At 74.0% G+C, this 15,222-nt stretch carries 15 protein-coding genes and 1 riboswitch; of the genes, 9 read left to right on the forward strand and 6 right to left on the reverse strand.

Annotation, left to right across the window (positions count from 1 at the left end; all coding sequences use genetic code 11):
* Positions 1-43 precede the first annotated feature (43 nt).
* Together P0Y31_RS08655 and cobT are read right to left on the reverse strand one after the other, a co-directional pair.
* Positions 44-259, reverse strand: a complete 216-nt coding sequence (locus P0Y31_RS08655) for a hypothetical protein (protein WP_275868344.1) — start codon at positions 257-259, stop codon at positions 44-46.
* A 35-nt stretch (positions 260-294) separates the two neighbouring features.
* Positions 295-1,344, reverse strand: a complete 1,050-nt coding sequence (gene cobT, locus P0Y31_RS08660) for a nicotinate-nucleotide--dimethylbenzimidazole phosphoribosyltransferase (protein WP_275868346.1) — start codon at positions 1,342-1,344, stop codon at positions 295-297.
* A gap of 81 nt (positions 1,345-1,425) precedes the next feature.
* A riboswitch (cobalamin riboswitch) is annotated at positions 1,426-1,588 on the forward strand.
* Positions 1,589-1,676: 88 nt separating this feature from the next.
* Between cobT and P0Y31_RS08665 the strand changes: the two genes are divergently transcribed.
* From P0Y31_RS08665 to P0Y31_RS08690, 6 genes are read left to right on the forward strand one after another with little or no spacing between them, the layout of a single operon-like run.
* The gene (locus P0Y31_RS08665) at positions 1,677-2,405 is read left to right on the forward strand and encodes an SCO2322 family protein (RefSeq protein ID WP_275868348.1); all 729 of its coding nucleotides are present in this window, start codon (positions 1,677-1,679) and stop codon (positions 2,403-2,405) included.
* A 17-nt stretch (positions 2,406-2,422) separates the two neighbouring features.
* Complete coding sequence (locus P0Y31_RS08670) at positions 2,423-3,538, forward strand: energy-coupling factor transporter transmembrane component T (protein ID WP_275868350.1); 1,116 nt, start codon at positions 2,423-2,425, stop codon at positions 3,536-3,538.
* Complete coding sequence (locus P0Y31_RS08675) at positions 3,535-5,178, forward strand: ABC transporter ATP-binding protein (RefSeq protein ID WP_275868352.1); 1,644 nt, start codon at positions 3,535-3,537, stop codon at positions 5,176-5,178. The genes P0Y31_RS08670 and P0Y31_RS08675 overlap by 4 nt, the downstream gene beginning before the upstream one ends.
* Positions 5,175-5,972: an ECF transporter S component gene (locus P0Y31_RS08680; RefSeq protein WP_275868354.1), complete on the forward strand. Its 798-nt coding sequence runs from the start codon at positions 5,175-5,177 to the stop codon at positions 5,970-5,972. Before P0Y31_RS08675 ends, P0Y31_RS08680 begins: the two co-directional genes overlap by 4 nt.
* Positions 5,969-6,520, forward strand: a complete 552-nt coding sequence (locus P0Y31_RS08685) for a bifunctional adenosylcobinamide kinase/adenosylcobinamide-phosphate guanylyltransferase (protein WP_275868356.1) — start codon at positions 5,969-5,971, stop codon at positions 6,518-6,520. The genes P0Y31_RS08680 and P0Y31_RS08685 overlap by 4 nt, the downstream gene beginning before the upstream one ends.
* Positions 6,521-6,548: 28 nt before the next feature.
* Positions 6,549-7,328, forward strand: a complete 780-nt coding sequence (locus P0Y31_RS08690; protein ID WP_275868358.1) for an adenosylcobinamide-GDP ribazoletransferase — start codon at positions 6,549-6,551, stop codon at positions 7,326-7,328.
* Here P0Y31_RS08690 and P0Y31_RS08695 read toward each other — a convergent pair whose 3' ends face one another.
* Both P0Y31_RS08695 and gcvT read right to left on the reverse strand, forming a co-directional pair.
* Positions 7,329-8,183, reverse strand: a complete 855-nt coding sequence (locus P0Y31_RS08695) for an LLM class flavin-dependent oxidoreductase (RefSeq protein ID WP_275868360.1) — start codon at positions 8,181-8,183, stop codon at positions 7,329-7,331. It lies immediately after the preceding gene.
* A 115-nt stretch (positions 8,184-8,298) separates the two neighbouring features.
* The gene (gene gcvT, locus P0Y31_RS08700; protein ID WP_275868362.1) at positions 8,299-9,408 is read right to left on the reverse strand and encodes a glycine cleavage system aminomethyltransferase GcvT; all 1,110 of its coding nucleotides are present in this window, start codon (positions 9,406-9,408) and stop codon (positions 8,299-8,301) included.
* A 110-nt stretch (positions 9,409-9,518) separates the two neighbouring features.
* Here gcvT and P0Y31_RS08705 point away from each other — a divergent pair, with 110 nt between their 5' ends.
* Positions 9,519-11,033 carry a leucyl aminopeptidase gene (locus P0Y31_RS08705; RefSeq protein ID WP_275868364.1) on the forward strand — a complete coding sequence of 505 codons (1,515 nt, stop codon included), beginning with the start codon at positions 9,519-9,521 and terminating at the stop codon, positions 11,031-11,033.
* A 75-nt stretch (positions 11,034-11,108) separates the two neighbouring features.
* Here the strand turns inward: P0Y31_RS08705 and P0Y31_RS08710 are convergent, their stop codons facing one another.
* Together P0Y31_RS08710 and P0Y31_RS08715 are read right to left on the reverse strand one after the other, a co-directional pair.
* Entirely contained in the window at positions 11,109-11,309 is a 201-nt protein-coding gene (locus tag P0Y31_RS08710) for a DUF5302 domain-containing protein (protein ID WP_275803526.1), read from the reverse strand.
* An 86-nt stretch (positions 11,310-11,395) separates the two neighbouring features.
* Complete coding sequence (locus P0Y31_RS08715) at positions 11,396-11,734, reverse strand: hypothetical protein (protein WP_275803528.1); 339 nt, start codon at positions 11,732-11,734, stop codon at positions 11,396-11,398.
* Positions 11,735-11,957: 223 nt separating this feature from the next.
* Here P0Y31_RS08715 and lpdA point away from each other — a divergent pair, with 223 nt between their 5' ends.
* Together lpdA and sucB are read left to right on the forward strand one after the other, a co-directional pair.
* On the forward strand, positions 11,958-13,337 hold the full coding sequence (lpdA, locus tag P0Y31_RS08720; protein WP_275868366.1) for a dihydrolipoyl dehydrogenase: 1,380 nt from the start codon (positions 11,958-11,960) through the stop codon (positions 13,335-13,337).
* A 33-nt stretch (positions 13,338-13,370) separates the two neighbouring features.
* Positions 13,371-15,215 carry a 2-oxoglutarate dehydrogenase, E2 component, dihydrolipoamide succinyltransferase gene (gene sucB / locus P0Y31_RS08725; protein WP_275868368.1) on the forward strand — a complete coding sequence of 615 codons (1,845 nt, stop codon included), beginning with the start codon at positions 13,371-13,373 and terminating at the stop codon, positions 15,213-15,215.
* Positions 15,216-15,222 lie beyond the last annotated feature (7 nt).

A 15,222-nucleotide genomic window follows, 5' to 3' on the forward strand; every position in this document is an offset into this window, starting at 1 on the left:
CGGCGCCCGCAGCACCCCCCGGCGCCCGCCCTGCCGTCTCGCCCTACTCGGCCGGCTGCAGCGCCATCGGGCCGTAGACGAGCTGCCCGTCGCGGTAGAGGCTGACGGCGTCGACGCCCTTGGCCGCGAGCTCGTGCCACGTCTCGCCGAACCAGTTCTCGGCGTCGGACTGCGACGGGAAGGCCGTGGTGGGCAGCCCCTCGCCACTCATCTCGTTGGCCTCGGGGTCCAGGTAGGTCCAGGTCCAGGCTTCGCTCATGTGCCCACTGTAGGCCGGTGGGCAGAGCTGGCGCCTCAGGTGCTGGCGACCCCGGCGGAGTCGAAGGTCGCGACCTCCGTGAGCAGGCGCGCCGCCGACTGGACGAGCGGCACCGCGAGCGCCGCGCCGGAGCCCTCGCCGAGCCGCAGGCCGAGGTCGAGCAGCGGCTCCATGCCCAGGTGGTCGAGGGCCGCCCGCGCGCCGGGCTCGACGGAGACGTGGCCGGCCACCCAGTAACCGGCCGCGGCCGGGCTGACCGCGCTGGCGACCAGGGCCGCCGCGACCGCGATGACGCCGTCGAGCACGACGGGCACCCGGCGCGAGGCCGCCCCGAGCAGGAAGCCGGCGAGGGCCGCGTGCTCGAGCCCGCCGACCTCGGCCAGGACGGCCAGGGGCTCGGAGCGGTCGAGACGGGCGAGCGCGCGCTCCACCACGGCCGTCTTGCGCTCGAGCATCGCGTCGTCGATGCCCGTGCCGCGCCCGGTGACCTCCCCCGGCTCGCTGCGGGTCAGTGCTGCGACCAGGGCCGCCGAGGCGGTGGTGTTGGCGATGCCCATGTCGCCGGTGACGAGCAGGTCGGCGCCGCCGTCGACGAGGTCGTGGGCCACGGTGATGCCGGCCTCCAGCGCCTGCCGTGCCTCGGCCCGGGTCATGGCGGGCCCCTCGGCCAAGTCCTGCGTGCCGTGGGCGACCTTGCGGTGCAGGAGGTTGGGTGCGGGGGGCAGGTCGCTGGCCACCCCGACGTCGACCACCGTGACGCTGGCCCCGGCCTGCCGCGCGAGGGCGTTGACGACGGCACCGCCGTGCGCGAGGTTGGCCACCATCTGCGCGGTGACCTCCTGCGGCCACGGCGTGACGCCCTGCGCGTGCACGCCGTGGTCGGCGGCGAACACGGCGATGGCCGGGCGCAGCGGCACCGGTGGCGGACAGGTCCGGGCGATCCCGGCGAGCTGCGCGCCGAGGTCCTCGAGGCGGCCCATCGACCCCGGGGGCTTGGTGAGCTGGCCCTGGCGCGCATCGGCCTCGCCGACCGCCCGCCGGCAGATGGGCGAGATGGCCTCGAGGGTCTGGGACAGCAGCGACATGGCACTCCTTCGTCGATGGCGCGGCCACCCTAGGCGCGGTGGTGCCTGCCCGGCATACCCGGGTCACGTGGGAGCGAGATCACTTTGACAGCACCGCGGGGCGGGTGGGACGGTTCGCACGTCGAACCAGCCCTTGGTGAGGGGAAGCCGGTCAAAGTCCGGCGCTGTCCCGCAACCGTAGGTCGTCCCTGGCATTCCACCGGGGCGACGAGCCGGAGCACCTGCCCTGGGCCTCGACTCCATCAACAAGTCCGTCGTGGAATGCGGACCGGAGTCAGGGACGTCGCCGGCAGGTCGGCCACGTCTCCTCGCCGGTCGCGAGGAGGAAAACCATGTCTCGCACCACCCGGCCCGTCGTGGCCGTCCCGTCCCTGGTCGCCGCCGTGCTGCTCGCGCTGGTCGCCGCCGTCGTCGCCCCGGCTGCCCCCGCCAGTGCCGCGGCCTACCGCTACTGGGGCTACTTCCAGCTCCAGGGCACCACGTGGGCCTTCGCCAGCAAGGGCCCCGACCAGCTCACCCCCGCCGACGGCGCCGTCGAGGGCTGGCGCTTCGCCGTCGCCGGCGAGACCGACGCCCGCATGCCGCGGGCGACCGCCACCTTCGACGACCTCTGCGGTGACGCCGCCGCCGAGGCCGGCAAGAAGCGCGTCGGCGTCGTCATCGACTACGGCCGCGCGGCCGACAGCGAGGACGGCGCGCAGCCGCCGACCCCGGTCGGGAAGTGCGCCGTCGTCGACACCAAGGCCACCGGGGCCGAGGTGCTGGCCGCCGTGGCGTCCGTGCGCGCCGAGGGCGGCCTGGTCTGCGGCATCGACAACCACCCCGCCAAGGGCTGCGGCGGTGAGGTGAAGGAGGTCAGCCCGCAGGCGCAGGCCGCCGACACCACTGTGCCGCTCTCGGCAGCCACGGCCACCGCCACGGTCGAGGCCGGACGGGCGCCGGCCGCCGACAAGGGCGGCGAGGACGGCACCAGTGCGCTGACGTATGCCGGGCTGGCCCTCGGGCTCGCGGCGATCGCCCTGGCGATCGGGGCGGCTGCGCGTCGACGCCGCGGCCACTGAGGTCCGGGCACCGCGCCGTGGCCCCCAGGTCCCACCCCACCCCCGCCCCCCGGCTGCTCCACCCGGCAGCCTGGTGGGTGTGGGGCCTGGGACTGGCCGTGGCCGCCTCGCAGACGACCAACCCGCTGCTGCTGGCGCTCATCGTGGCCGTCGCGGCGTGGGTGGTCCTCGAGCGGCGTGAGGTGGGGGCCACCAACTCCCTGGTCCCCTTCCTGCTGGTCGGGCTCTTCGCGATCGCCCTCAGGGTGGTCATGGTCGGCCTCCTCGGTGGCGGGGTCACCGGCCGGGTCGTGCTCTTCCGGCTCCCCGAGGTGCCCCTGCCCGCCTGGACGAGCGGGGTCCGCATCGGCGGCGCGGTCACCCTCGAGGGCCTGCTGGCCGCGGTCTACGAGGGCCTTCGGCTGGCTGCCATCCTGGCCTGCCTGGGCGCCGTCAACGCCCTCGCGAGCCCACGACGCCTGCTGCGCTACGTGCCGGCCACCCTCTACGAGGTGGGCACCGCCGTGGTCGTGGCGCTGACGTTCGCGCCGCAGATGGTGGACGACGCGGCCCGGGTCAGGGCGGCCCGCCGGCTGCGGGGCCACTCCGGGCGGGGCCTGCGCGAGCTCGGCCGTCTCGCCGTGCCGGTGCTCGTCGGGTCCCTCGAACGCTCCCTCAGCCTGGCTGCCTCCATGGAGTCGCGCGGCTACGGCCGGGTCGTGCGCCGCAGCGCCACCTCGAGCCGGCTGGCGGCGCTGTTCACCCTCGTCGGGTTGATCGGCGTGGTCGTCGGCCTGTACGGCCTGCTCGACGCGACCAGCCCTGCGGTGCTGGGCGTCCCGATGCTCGTCGCCGGGGTGCTGTGCGCGGCGGCAGCCCTCGTGGTGGGGGCCCGGCGCGACCCCCGCACGCGCTACCGCCGCGATCCCTGGGCAGGTCCGGAGTGGCTGGTCTCGCTGAGCGGGCTCGTGCCCGCCCTCGTGCTCACCGCAGGCGCCGTGCTTGCCTGGCCGGGGCTGGTGCCCCAGCAGGTTCCGGCAGCCCTGCCGCCGGTACCCCTCGGTATGGTTGCGGCGATCGCCGTGGCTGCCCTGCCGGCGGTCGCCGCACCCGTCCCTCCCCTACTCGCCCGCGCACGTGAGGCAGCCACATGATCGAGTTCGATGCCGTCGGCGTGAGCTACGCGGACGAGGGCGGCAAGGGCGCCGACGAGACGGACAGCACGACCACGGTCTTCACCGGGGCGAGCTTCCGTGTGCCGGAGGGCGAGCTGGTGCTGGTGGTCGGCCCGACCGGCTCGGGCAAGTCGTCGCTGCTGCGCTGCATCAACGGGCTGGTTCCCCACTTCTCCGGCGGCACCCTGCACGGCACCGTGCGGGTGGCCGGCCGCGACACCCGCACCCACCGCCCGCGCGACCTCGCCGACCTCGTCGGCTTCGTGGTGCAGGACCCGATGTCGTCGTTCGTGACGGAGACGGTCGAGGAGGAGATCGCCTACGGCATGGAGGCACTCGGGGTGGACGCCACCGCGATGCGCCGCCGTGTGGAGGAGACCCTCGACCTCCTCGGGCTGGCCGACGTCCGCGGCCGCCCGCTGCGCGACCTCTCCGGCGGCCAGCAGCAGCGCGTGGCCATCGGTGCGGTCCTCGCTGCCGGCCCGCGCATCCTGGTGCTCGACGAGCCGACGTCGGCGCTCGACCCGGTGGCGGCCGAGGACGTGCTGGCCACCCTGCACCGCCTCGTGCACGACCTCGGCATCACGGTCGTCGTCGCCGAGCACCGGCTCGAGCGCGTGATCCACCACGCCGACCACGTGGTCCTCATCCGTGACGGCCGGGTCTCGGGCCTCCTCGACCCGGCCGAGGCCATGGTCACCTCCCCGATCTACCCGCCGATCATCGGTCTCGGGCGCGCCCTGCGGTGGTCGCCGCTCCCGCTGTCGATCCGTGACGCCCGGCGCCGCGCCGGCGACGTGCGGGACAGCCTGTCCGCGCTCGGGCCGACGCCCGCCGAGGCGGCTTCCGCAGGCGGCGCGACCCTGGCCGAGGTCGACGGCCTGACGGTGCGCCGCGGGTCCGTCGTCGCCCTGCGGTCGGTGAGCCTGGCCGTCGGCGGCGGTGAGGTCGTGGCGGTCATGGGCCGCAACGGCGCCGGGAAGTCGACCCTCCTCGCCGCGCTGGTCGGCCAGGTCCACCCGGTCTCCGGGACGGCTCGGCTCGGGTCGCTCGACCCCGCCCGGGCGCAGCCCGCGCAGATCGTGCGCCGAGCGGGGATGGTGCCGCAGGACCCCTCGCTGATCCTGTACGCGGAGTCCGTCGGGGACGAGTGCGCAGCCGCCGACCGGGACTTCGCCCTGCCCTCGGGCACCACTGCCGCGGTGCTCGGCCGCATCTCCCCGGACCTCGACCCCGCCCAGCACCCGCGGGACCTCTCCGAGGGCCAGCGTGTCTCGCTGGCCCTGTCGGTGATCCTCGCCTCCGAGCCGGAGGTCGTGCTGCTCGACGAGCCCACCCGGGGGCTGGACTACGCGGCCAAGCGCCGCCTGGTGGAGGTGCTGCGCCAGATGGCCGGCCGGGGGCACGCCGTCGTGCTGGCCACCCATGACGTCGAGCTGGCCGCAGAGGTGGCCTCGCGTGTCGTCGTCCTGGCCGAGGGCGAGGTCGTCGCCGACGGCAGTGCCCAGGCGGTGCTCTCGGGCTCGCCCGCCTTCGCCCCCCAGGTCTCGAAGATCCTGCACCCCCTGCACTTCCTGACGGTCGACCAGGTGGTCGCCGCGACCGGGGCCGCCTCGTGAGGGCACGCCGGTGGCAGCAGGGCGTCGTCATGGCACTGGTCATGGCGGTCGGGGTCGTGGCCTTCGGCTGGCCGTTCCTGGTGACACCGGGCTCGGAGATCTCCCAGCTCGGCCACTCCGGCGACGCGTCCCTCCTCTTCGTGGCGCTGATGGCCCTGCTGGCCCTGGTCCTGCTGGCCGAGATGTCCTCCGGGCGACTCGACGCCAAGGGCGTCGCCGTGCTCGGGGTCCTCGCCGCAGCCGGGGGCGCGCTGCGGGTGCTGTCGGCGGGCACCGCCGGTCTGGAGCCGATGTTCTTCCTCCTCGTCGTCGCCGGCCGGGTGCTCGGCGCGAGCAAGGGCTTCCTGCTGGGAGCACTGGCCCTGCTGGCCTCCGCCTTCCTCACCGCGGGGATCGGCCCCTGGACGCCGTTCCAGATGCTCGCGTGCGCGTGGGTGGCCATGGGCGCGGGGCTGCTGCCGAGGGCGTCGGGCTGGGGCGAGCGGGTGGTGCTGGCCGGCTACGGCCTGGCCTCGGGCATGGCATACGGTGCCGTCATGAACCTCTGGTTCTGGCCCTTCATGGGCGATACCGCACCCGAGGGCGCCGGCTACGTGCCGGGCGCGGGTGCCGCCGCCAACCTCACCCACTACGCCGTGTTCTACGTGCTGACCTCCCTGGCGTGGGACCTGCTGCGCGGCCTGCTCACCGCAGCCCTGACGCTGCTCGCCGCCGCGCCGGTGCTGCGTGTCCTGCGCCGAGCCCTGCGGCAGGCGCGCTTCGACGCCCCCGTGCGGTTCGCGACCCCGTCATGACGACGACGCTGGTCCTCGGCGGCGTCCGCAGCGGCAAGAGCCGGTATGCCGAGCAGCTCCTGCGCGAGCGCGAGAAGGTCACCTTCGTCGCGCCCGGCTACCCCGCGGACCCCTCCGACCCGGAGTGGGCGGCACGGGTCGAGAGCCACCAGGCCCGCCGGCCCGAGAGCTGGACGACCCACGAGACGCTCGACCTCGCCGGTGCCATCCGGGAGGCCACCACCCCGCTGCTCATCGACTGCCTGGGGCTGTGGCTGACCCGCTTCATCGACGGCATCGGCGGCTGGGGCAACCCGCGCGAGTCCTCGATCGCCGTCGCCTGGGCCCTGCGGGACCTGACCGACGCGTGGTGCAACGCCCCGACCGACATCGTGGCTGTGACCAACGAGGTGGGGCTCGGGGTCGTGCCCTCCACCCCCGCCGGTGGCCTCTTCCGCGACGAGCTGGGTCGCCTCAACGCCGCGCTCTCGGCCCGCAGCGACCACGTCTTCCTGGTGGCCGCAGGACGGGTGCTCGACCTGAGCGACGCCCCCGTCGTCGGCGAGTGAGCGCCGGCCCGGCGCGCGGAGGGCATCGGTGAACGCCCTGCGGCTGGCCTTCGGCCTTCTCACCGCGGTCCCCGTCGGGCGACTCCCCCGCGTCGACCGCCGGTCGGCGGGGCGGGCCGTTCTGCTGGCGCCCCTCACCGCCGTCCCGCTGCTCCTGGCGGTCGTGGGAGCCCACGCCGCGGTGGCGGCCGGTGCTCCCCCGCTGCTGCTGGGCGCGGTCGTCGTCACGGCCGGGGCACTGCTGAGCCGCGGCATGCACCTCGACGGGCTCGCCGACACCGCTGACGGCCTCTCCGCGGGCTACGACGCCGAGTCGTCCCTGCGGGCGATGAAGGCCTCCGACACCGGTCCCTCCGGTGTCGCGGCCGTGGTGCTGGCCCTGCTCCTGCAGGTGGCGTCCCTCGCGACGCTGCTCCCCTCGGCGGCCGGCACCGCGCTCGCGGCCGCGGCGTGGCTGGGTTCACGGCACGCGATCGCCTGGGCCTGCCGAGCCGGGGTGCCGGCGGCACAGGAACGCGGGCTCGGGGCCCTCGTGGCGGGCACGGTGAGCCGGGGCTCCCTGGCCGTGGCGACCGCCCTGGTGCTGGCATCCGCCGTTGGCGTCAGCACCCTTGCCGCCCAGCAGGACCGGTCCTTCGTGCTGTGGGGGGTGCCGGCCGTGCTCGCCATCGGCCTCGGGGCGGCCGGCTGGCTCACCCGGCGCTGCCGGGTCAGGCTGGGCGGCGTCACCGGCGACGTGCTGGGGGCCGGTGTGGAGGTCTCGCTCACGGCGGCTCTCGTGACGGCGGCCCTGCTCGTCTCGACCTAGTCAGGCCGGCGGCCCCTGCTCGACCCGTCGCCGCACCTCGGCCAGGCCTTCGACGCCCGCCGGGACACCCCACCAGCTCTCGACCCACCACGTGCCGCCTGCCTGCGCCCAGTCGGAGGGCGTGCCCTCGAGCTGGGCGAACTCGCCGCTGGAGTCGGCTTCCACCACGACGTCGTAGCCCTCCCACGGCAGGCCCTGGCGCTGACGCTCGGCCCGCACCAGGCCCACGACGTGGGCGAAGGAGTCGAGGTCGTAGTTCGAGCCCGGTCCGGCCTGGGACCGGTCGACGACGTAGGGCAGCAGGCCGTCCCAGCGCGCCGCCCGCTCCAACGAGGGCTGCCGCTCGCGGCCCGGCACCCAGGCGCCCACCACCCACACCGGCGGCCGGGGCTGCTGCACCGGGGGCGGCGGGAGCATGAAATCGGTCGGTCTGGCGCGGTAGTGCCTGCCCTCGAACGAGAACGGCTGGCCGCGCATCAGCCCGTCGTAGACGGCCAGGCCCTCGTCGAGCTTCTCGGCCCGCACCCGTCGGCCCTCGTCTGCCTCGAACGCGAGCCAGCCCTCGTGCAGCGCGCCCAGCCCGGCGCCGACCACGGCCCGGCCACCGCTGAGCCGGTCGACGGTGCCCACGCGGGAGGCGAGGTCCCACGGGCGCCAGCGAGGCACCGGGGTCAGCAGCGTGCCGAGCCGGATCCGCTCGGTGACCATCGCGGCCGCGCCCAGGGTCACCCAGGCGTCGACGCCGAAGACGGCCTCCCACGTGAAGATCCCGTCCCAGCCGTGCTGCTCCCCCAGGGCCGCCAGCTCGGTGAACTCACGGGTGTCGGCATACGGGACGACGAAACCGAAGCGCATGACTCCACGCTAGGCCGCCCCACCGACACACCTGGGGTGCTCCGGCGCTGACGCCGGCAAGCCGGCGGCGCGGCACACCCGGCCACGCGGCACACCCGGTCCTCGCCGGGGGCGCTCAGGACTCGCGCACACCCACCTCGACGAACGGCGGGCGCACCACGCGTGCCGGCACGTCGCGGCCGCGCACGTCGACGACCACCTCGTCGCCCTCGGCCACGGTGGGAGCGAGCAGCGCGAGGGCGATGCCCTGCTTCAGCGTCGGCGAGAAGGTGCCCGAGGTGACCTCGCCGATGGTCTCGCCGTCGGCGTTCTTCACGGCGCAGTGCGAGCGTGGGATGCCGCGGCCGGTGGCGAGCAGGCCCCAGGCGACGCGGGAGGGGCCGGCGGCCTTCTCGGCCACGAGCGCCTCCTTGCCCCAGAAGGTGTCCTTCTTCCAGCCGACCGCCCAGCCGACGCGTGCCTGCACCGGGGTGATGTCGGTGCTGAGCTCGTTGCCGTGCAGCGCGTAGCCCATCTCGGTGCGCAGGGTGTCGCGAGCGCCGAGGCCGCAGGGCAGGCCGCCGTGCTCGCGGGCGGCTTCGAGCAGGGCGTCCCAGAGCTGCGCGGAGACCTCCCACGCCGGCACGAGCTCGTAGCCCCGCTCGCCGGTGTAGCCGGTGCGGCACACGATGACCGGCTGCCCCTGCCAGGTGGTCTCGACGAACGACATGTAGTCGTGGCCGGTGGGCAGGCCCAGCGCCTCGAGCACCTCGTCGCTCTTGGTGCCCTGCACCGCGATGACGCCGTGGCGGTCGTGGAGGTTCTCGACCTCGATGCCCTCGGGGGCCGCCGCCTTCAGCATCTCGACGACCTCCGCGGTGTTCGCGGCGTTCGGGATGAGGAAGACGTCGTCGTCGCTGCGCAGGTAGGCGATGAGGTCGTCGACGACACCACCGGAGTCGTTGCAGCACAACGTGTACTGCGCCTTGCCCGGCTCGATGCGGTTCAGGTCGTTGGCCAGGCAGGCGTTGACGAAGTCCCTTGCACCGGGACCCCGGACGCTGGCCTTGCCGAGGTGCGAGACGTCGAAGACGCCGACGGCCGTGCGCACCGCGGTGTGCTCGGCGACGACGCCGCCGCCGGGGTACTCGATGGGCATCTCCCAGCCACCGAAGTCGGCCATCTTGGCGCCGAGCGCCACGTGCTTCTCGTGCAGGGGGGACGTCTTCAGGGCACCGTTGCTCATGGGCCGAACCGTACCGTCACCGAGCCCGGGGTGATGGCCCGTGGCTATCCTGCGGGGGCAGGCGCCCCCGCCCGAGACCCTCTCCCCGACCGCGAAGGACCGCGCACCCCGTGACCACTGTGAACCTCTCCGACCGCTCCGCCCACGACGTCAAGGCCGACGTGCTCGTCCTCGCCACCGTCTCGTCCGACGGCTCGGCCGCCCTCGCCGAGGGTCACGGGCTGCCCCGCGAGGCCGAGGGCCACCTGACCTCCGCGCTGGGCACGCTCTCGGCGAAGGGCAAGGCCGACGAGGTCCTCAAGCTCGCCGCCGTGCCCGGCGTCAAGGCCCCGCTCGTGGTGCTGACCGGCCTCGGTGACGTCTCCGAGGGCCCCACCACCGAGGCGCTGCGCCGCGCCGCCGGTGCCGCCACCCGCGCGCTGTCCGGCGTGGGCTCTGTCGCCGTCGCGCTTCCCGCCTCGGGGGTCGACGAGGTCGCCGCGGTCGCCGAGGGCGCCGCGCTCGGCTGCTACCGGTATGCCGGGGTGCGCGGTCAGAAGGCCGGCGCCGCGAAGGCGGGCAAGGAGAAGGACTCCGCCCCGTCGACCGTCACCGTCGTCACCGGCGAGGCCAAGGACAAGGCGGCCAAGGCCGCGGCCAAGCGCGCCGGCATCCTCGCCGACGCCACGGCGTACGCCCGCGACCTGGTCAACACCCCGCCGAACCTGCTGTTCCCGCAGTCCTTCGCCGACTCGGTCAAGGAGCGCGCCGGGGCCTCGTCCGCAAAGGTCGCGGTGAAGGTGCTCGACGAGAAGGCTCTCGCCAAGGGCGGCTTCGGCGGCATCGTCGGCGTCGGTCAGGGCTCGGCCAACCCGCCGCGCATCGTCGAGCTGTCCTGGAAGCCCGCCCGCGCGAAGGCGTCGCTGGCCTTCGTCGGCAAGGGCATCACCTTCGACTCCGGCGGCCTGTGCATCAAGCCCCCGGCGAGCATGCTCACCATGAAGTCCGACATGGCCGGTGCCGCCGCGGTCGCCGCGACGGTCCTCGCCGCCGCCGAGCTCGGCCTGCCGGTCGCCGTCACCGGGTACCTCTGCCTTGCCGAGAACATGCCGAGCGGCACCGCCCAGCGCCCGGGTGACGTGGTGACCATGCGCAACGGCACCACCGTCGAGCTCATCGACACCGACGCCGAGGGCCGCATGGTGCTCGGCGACGGCCTCTGCCTGGCCAGCGAGGGCAAGCCGGACGCGGTCGTCGACATCGCCACCCTGACCGGCGCGCAGATGGTCGCCCTCGGCGCCCGGGTCGCCGGCATCATGGCCAACGACGACGCCTTCCGCGAGACCGTGCGCGACGCCGCCGGCCGCGCGGGTGAGGCCGCCTGGCCGATGCCGCTGCCCGACGACCTGCGCTCGCAGCTCGACTCGACCGTCGCCGACCTCGCCCACAAGGGCGAGCGGTGGGGCGGGATGCTCACCGCCGGACTGTTCCTCAAGGAGTTCGTCGGTGAGGGCCTGCCCTGGGCACACGTCGACATCGCCGGCCCGTCCTTCAACGAAGGCGGCGCCTGGGGCCACACCCCCAAGGGCGGCACCGGCTACGGCGTCGCGACGCTGCTCTCCCTGGCCGAGGGCTACGCGGGCTGACCGCGTCCCCGCACACGCGAGGGGCCCCGTTCCGCTGTGGAACGGGGCCCCTCGGCATACCGGCCTGCGCTGCTGTCAGCCGCCGCTCTTGCGGCGGAACATCTGCTGCGTGGCGCTCGTGGCCGCGCCCTGCTCGTGGTCGACCTTCGAGCCGCCGTGGCTGTCGGTGACGTCCTTGCCGCCGTGCGCATGCTTGCGGTCGAGGGCCTCGCGGAACTTCTTCTTCAGGTCCTCGCTCGCGGCCGCACGGCCGGAACCCTTCGGCGTGTTCGACATTCGTCACTCCCGTTCGGTCGGTGGTCCTGACAGCCTCGCACCTCGAGGCTGCCAGCGCCCACACCATTTCTTCCCGGTGTGCCGCGTCAGGCCTTGCGGCGCTGGCGCGAGTTCCACTCGCGCATGCGGTTGGGGTAGCCCGTCTGGTTCACGTCGTAGACCGGCACACCGAGCCGCCGGGCGAGCTCGAAGGCTGCTTCACGGCTCCCGGCCGCACGCCTGGTCCACTCCCCGTCGTGGGCGATGAGGATGACGGTCGTCGCCGTGACGTTGGTAGGTGGCTCGATGTAGGCCTCCACCCCGCGCCGGCTGGCGGCGAACTCCGAGAGGTGTCGACGGACGGCCTCCCGGTCGACGGTCATGTCGGGGCCGTCGGAGCGACCCACGGTGCGCCGCCCCCCGCGGCCGCGTCTCCACCACGCCATGGCACCACCTTAGGTGGCCGTCCTGCTGCGACGGTGCGTTTCAGGGGGTGTCGCGGCCACGCCGCCACCGCTGCCGGCACGCCGTGGCCATGGTGGGACCTGCTTGCGCCTGCGCGAGCAAAGAGTGACAAGATGCACCCAAGTCGGTTTTGCGCCGCGGCATCGACCTGCCGGGTGAGCGGCCGGCAGACCGTTCACGCGACACACGCTAGGAGCGAGACGTATGTCGGCTGATGCCGAGAAGACCTTCGACATCGTGGTTCTCGGAGGCGGCAGCGGCGGCTACGCGTGCGCCCTCCGCGGCGCCGAGCTCGGGCTCAGCGTCGCGCTCGTCGAGAAGTCGAAGCTCGGGGGCACCTGCCTGCACCAGGGCTGCATCCCGACCAAGGCGCTGCTGCACGCGGCGGAGGTGGCCGACAGCGCCCGCGAGGGCGAGAAGTTCGGCGTGAAGACGACGTTCGAGTCCATCGACATGAGCGGCGTGAACCGCTACAAGGACGGCGTCGTGAGCCGGCTGCACAAGGGTCTCCAGGGCCTGGTGAAGTCGCGGTCCGTCGAGTACGTCGAGGGCGAGGGGCGACTCGTCGCCCCCAACACCGTGGAGGTCGCCGGCCGCCGGCTGACCGGCAGGAACGTCGTGCTCGCCACCGGCTCCTACGCCAAGTCCCTGCCCGGCCTGGAGATCTCCGGCCGGATCATGACCAGCGAGCAGGCCCTCGTGCTCGACTTCGTGCCCCCGCGCGTGGTCGTCCTCGGCGGTGGCGTCATCGGCGTCGAGTTCGCCTCGGTCTTCAAGAGCTTCGGCTCCGAGGTCACCATCGTCGAGGCGCTCCCCCGCCTCGTCGCGGCCGAGGACGAGTCCGTCTCCAAGCAGCTCGAGCGCAGCTTCCGCAAGCGCAAGATCGCCTTCCGCACCGGCGTGAGGTTCGAGGGGGCCACGCAGAGCGGCGACACGGTGACCGTCGCCCTCGAGGGCGGTGAGAGCATCGAGGCCGACCTGCTGCTGGTGGCCGTCGGCCGTGGTCCCGTGACCGAGGGCCTCGGGTACGAGGAGGCGGGTGTGCGCCTCGACCGCGGCTACGTCGTGGCCGACGAGCGCTGCCGCACCGGCGTGCCCGGCGTATACGCCGTCGGCGACATCGTGCCCGGTCTGCAGCTCGCGCACCGTGGGTTCGCCCAGGGCATCTTCGTCGCCGAGGAGATCGCCGGTCTCGCCCCCGCACGCATCGACGAGCTCGGCATCCCGCGGGTCACCTACTGCGACCCCGAGATCGCCTCGGTCGGCCTCACCGAGGCGCAGGCGCGCGAGAGGTACGGCGAGGTGGACGTCTTCGAGTACAACCTCGGCGGCAACGGCAAGTCCCAGATCCTGCAGACCCAGGGCTTCGTCAAGCTCATCCGCGAGAAGGACGGCCCGGTGGTCGGGGTCCACATGATCGGCGCCCGCATGGGCGAGCAGGTCGGCGAGGCCCAGCTGATCTACAACTGGGAGGCACTGCCCTCCGACGTCGCCAGCCTGATCCACGCCCACCCGACCCAGAACGAAGCGCTGGGAGAGGCGCACCTGGCCCTGGCCGGAAAGCCCCTCCACGTGCACGCCTGAAGCCAGCGAAGAACAACAAGGAGATAAGAGCCCATGTCTGAACGCGTGACCATGCCGGCCCTGGGTGAGTCGGTCACCGAAGGCACTGTGACGCGCTGGCTGAAGAACGTCGGCGACACCGTGGAGGTCGACGAGCCGCTGCTCGAGGTCTCCACCGACAAGGTCGACACCGAGATCCCCTCCCCTGTCGCCGGTGTGCTGCAGGAGATCCTCGTGAACGAGGACGACACCGTGCCGGTCGGCGCAGACCTCGCGGTGATCGGCGACGGCGCCGCGCCCTCCGGCGACCAGGGTGGCCAGGGCGGCGAGGAGCAGCCGGCTGCCGAGCCGCAGGCGGAGGAGGCGCCGACCCCCGAAGCCCCCTCGACCGAGCAGCCCGAGCAGCCCGAGCAGCCTGCCACCTCCGAGCCCGAGCGCGCGCAGGCCGAGGGTAGCCAGCAGGAGCAGGCGCAGCAGCCCTCCGGCGCGGCCCAGGGCGGCGGCGAGACCGTGAAGATGCCGGCACTCGGCGAGTCCGTGACCGAGGGCACCGTCACCCGCTGGCTGAAGGCGGAGGGTGACGAGGTCGCCGTCGACGAGCCGCTGCTCGAGGTCTCGACCGACAAGGTCGACACCGAGATCCCCTCGCCCGTCGCCGGCACGCTCACCAAGATCCTGGTGAGCGAGGACGACACCGTCCCCGTGGGGGCCGACCTGGCCGTCATCGGCGGCGCCCCCGGCGGCGCGGCCGCGGCTCCTCAGGAGGAGCCCAGCACCGAGCCGAAGGAGGAGCAGCAGGCTCCGCAGGAGGAGGCCACCCCGCCGCAGGCCCCCCAGCCCGAGCAGCGTGAGGAGCAGGCCGCGCCGGCCCAGGCCCCGCAGGCTCAGGCTGCCCCTGCGCCGACCCAGGCCCCCGCGCCTGCACAGGCTCCGGCTCAGGCCGAGCGCGGCGGCGAGGACGCCTCCGCCTACGTGACCCCGCTGGTGCGCAAGCTCGCAGCGGAGAACAACGTCGACCTCGCCAGCCTCCAGGGCACCGGCGTCGGCGGGCGTATCCGCAAGCAGGACGTCCTCGACGCCGCCAGGGCGGCGCAGCAGGCGGCCGAGCCCGCCGCGGCACCCGCCGCGGCGCCCGCCGCGCAGGCCCCGGCTCCGGCCGCCTCGGTTCCCGCCGCCTCCCCGAAGCGTGGCACCACCGAGAAGATGTCCCGCCTGCGCAAGGTCATCGCCACGCGCATGGTGGAGTCCCTCCAGGTGTCGGCCCAGCTGACGACGGTGGTCGAGGTGGACGTCACCAAGATCGCGCGGCTGCGGGCCCGGGCGAAGTCCGAGTTCGAGCGGCGTGAGGGCACCAAGCTGAGCTTCCTGCCGTTCTTCGCCCTCGCCGCCGTCGAGGCGCTCAAGGCGCACCCGAACGTGAACGCCAGCGTGGAAGGCGACCAGATCACCTACCACGGCCAGGAGAACCTCGGCATGGCGGTCGACACCGAGCGCGGCCTGCTGGTCCCGGTGATCAAGAACGCCGGCGACCTCAACATCGCCGGCCTGGCCCGTGCCATCGCCGACCTCGCCGACCGCACGCGCAACAACAAGATCACGCCGGACGAGCTGGCGGGCGGGACCTTCACGCTCACCAACACCGGCAGCCGCGGTGCGTTGTTCGACACGCCCATCATCAACCAGCCGCAGGTGGGCATCCTCGGGACCGGCGCGGTCGTCAAGCGGCCCGTCGTGGTCACCGACGCCGAGGGGGGCGAGACCATCGCGATCCGCTCGATGATGTACCTCGCGCTGTCCTACGACCACCGGATCGTCGACGGCGCCGACGCCGCCCGGTTCCTCACGACGATGAAGAACCGCCTGGAGGAGGGGGCCTTCGAGGCCTCGCTGGGCCTCTAGGTCAGGA

The sequence above is a fragment of the Knoellia sp. 3-2P3 genome (genome assembly GCF_029223115.1).
Lineage (GTDB): Bacteria > Actinomycetota > Actinomycetes > Actinomycetales > Dermatophilaceae > Pedococcus_A.

What these genes read in the sequence shown, in the direction of transcription:
- P0Y31_RS08695 (WP_275868360.1), bottom strand. Translation starts at nt 8,183, where the DNA reads ATGCGCTTCGGTTTCGTCGTCCCGTATGCCGACACCCGTGAGTTCACC.
- P0Y31_RS08710 (WP_275803526.1), bottom strand. Translation starts at nt 11,309, where the DNA reads ATGTCGAACACGCCGAAGGGTTCCGGCCGTGCGGCCGCGAGCGAGGAC.
- P0Y31_RS08655 (WP_275868344.1), bottom strand. Translation starts at nt 259, where the DNA reads ATGAGCGAAGCCTGGACCTGGACCTACCTGGACCCCGAGGCCAACGAG.
- gcvT (WP_275868362.1), bottom strand. Translation starts at nt 9,408, where the DNA reads ATGAGCAACGGTGCCCTGAAGACGTCCCCCCTGCACGAGAAGCACGTG.
- P0Y31_RS08685 (WP_275868356.1), top strand. Translation starts at nt 5,969, where the DNA reads ATGACGACGACGCTGGTCCTCGGCGGCGTCCGCAGCGGCAAGAGCCGG.
- P0Y31_RS08715 (WP_275803528.1), bottom strand. Translation starts at nt 11,734, where the DNA reads ATGGCGTGGTGGAGACGCGGCCGCGGGGGGCGGCGCACCGTGGGTCGC.
- P0Y31_RS08675 (WP_275868352.1), top strand. Translation starts at nt 3,535, where the DNA reads ATGATCGAGTTCGATGCCGTCGGCGTGAGCTACGCGGACGAGGGCGGC.
- lpdA (WP_275868366.1), top strand. Translation starts at nt 11,958, where the DNA reads ATGTCGGCTGATGCCGAGAAGACCTTCGACATCGTGGTTCTCGGAGGC.
- sucB (WP_275868368.1), top strand. Translation starts at nt 13,371, where the DNA reads ATGTCTGAACGCGTGACCATGCCGGCCCTGGGTGAGTCGGTCACCGAA.
- cobT (WP_275868346.1), bottom strand. Translation starts at nt 1,344, where the DNA reads ATGTCGCTGCTGTCCCAGACCCTCGAGGCCATCTCGCCCATCTGCCGG.
- P0Y31_RS08665 (WP_275868348.1), top strand. Translation starts at nt 1,677, where the DNA reads ATGTCTCGCACCACCCGGCCCGTCGTGGCCGTCCCGTCCCTGGTCGCC.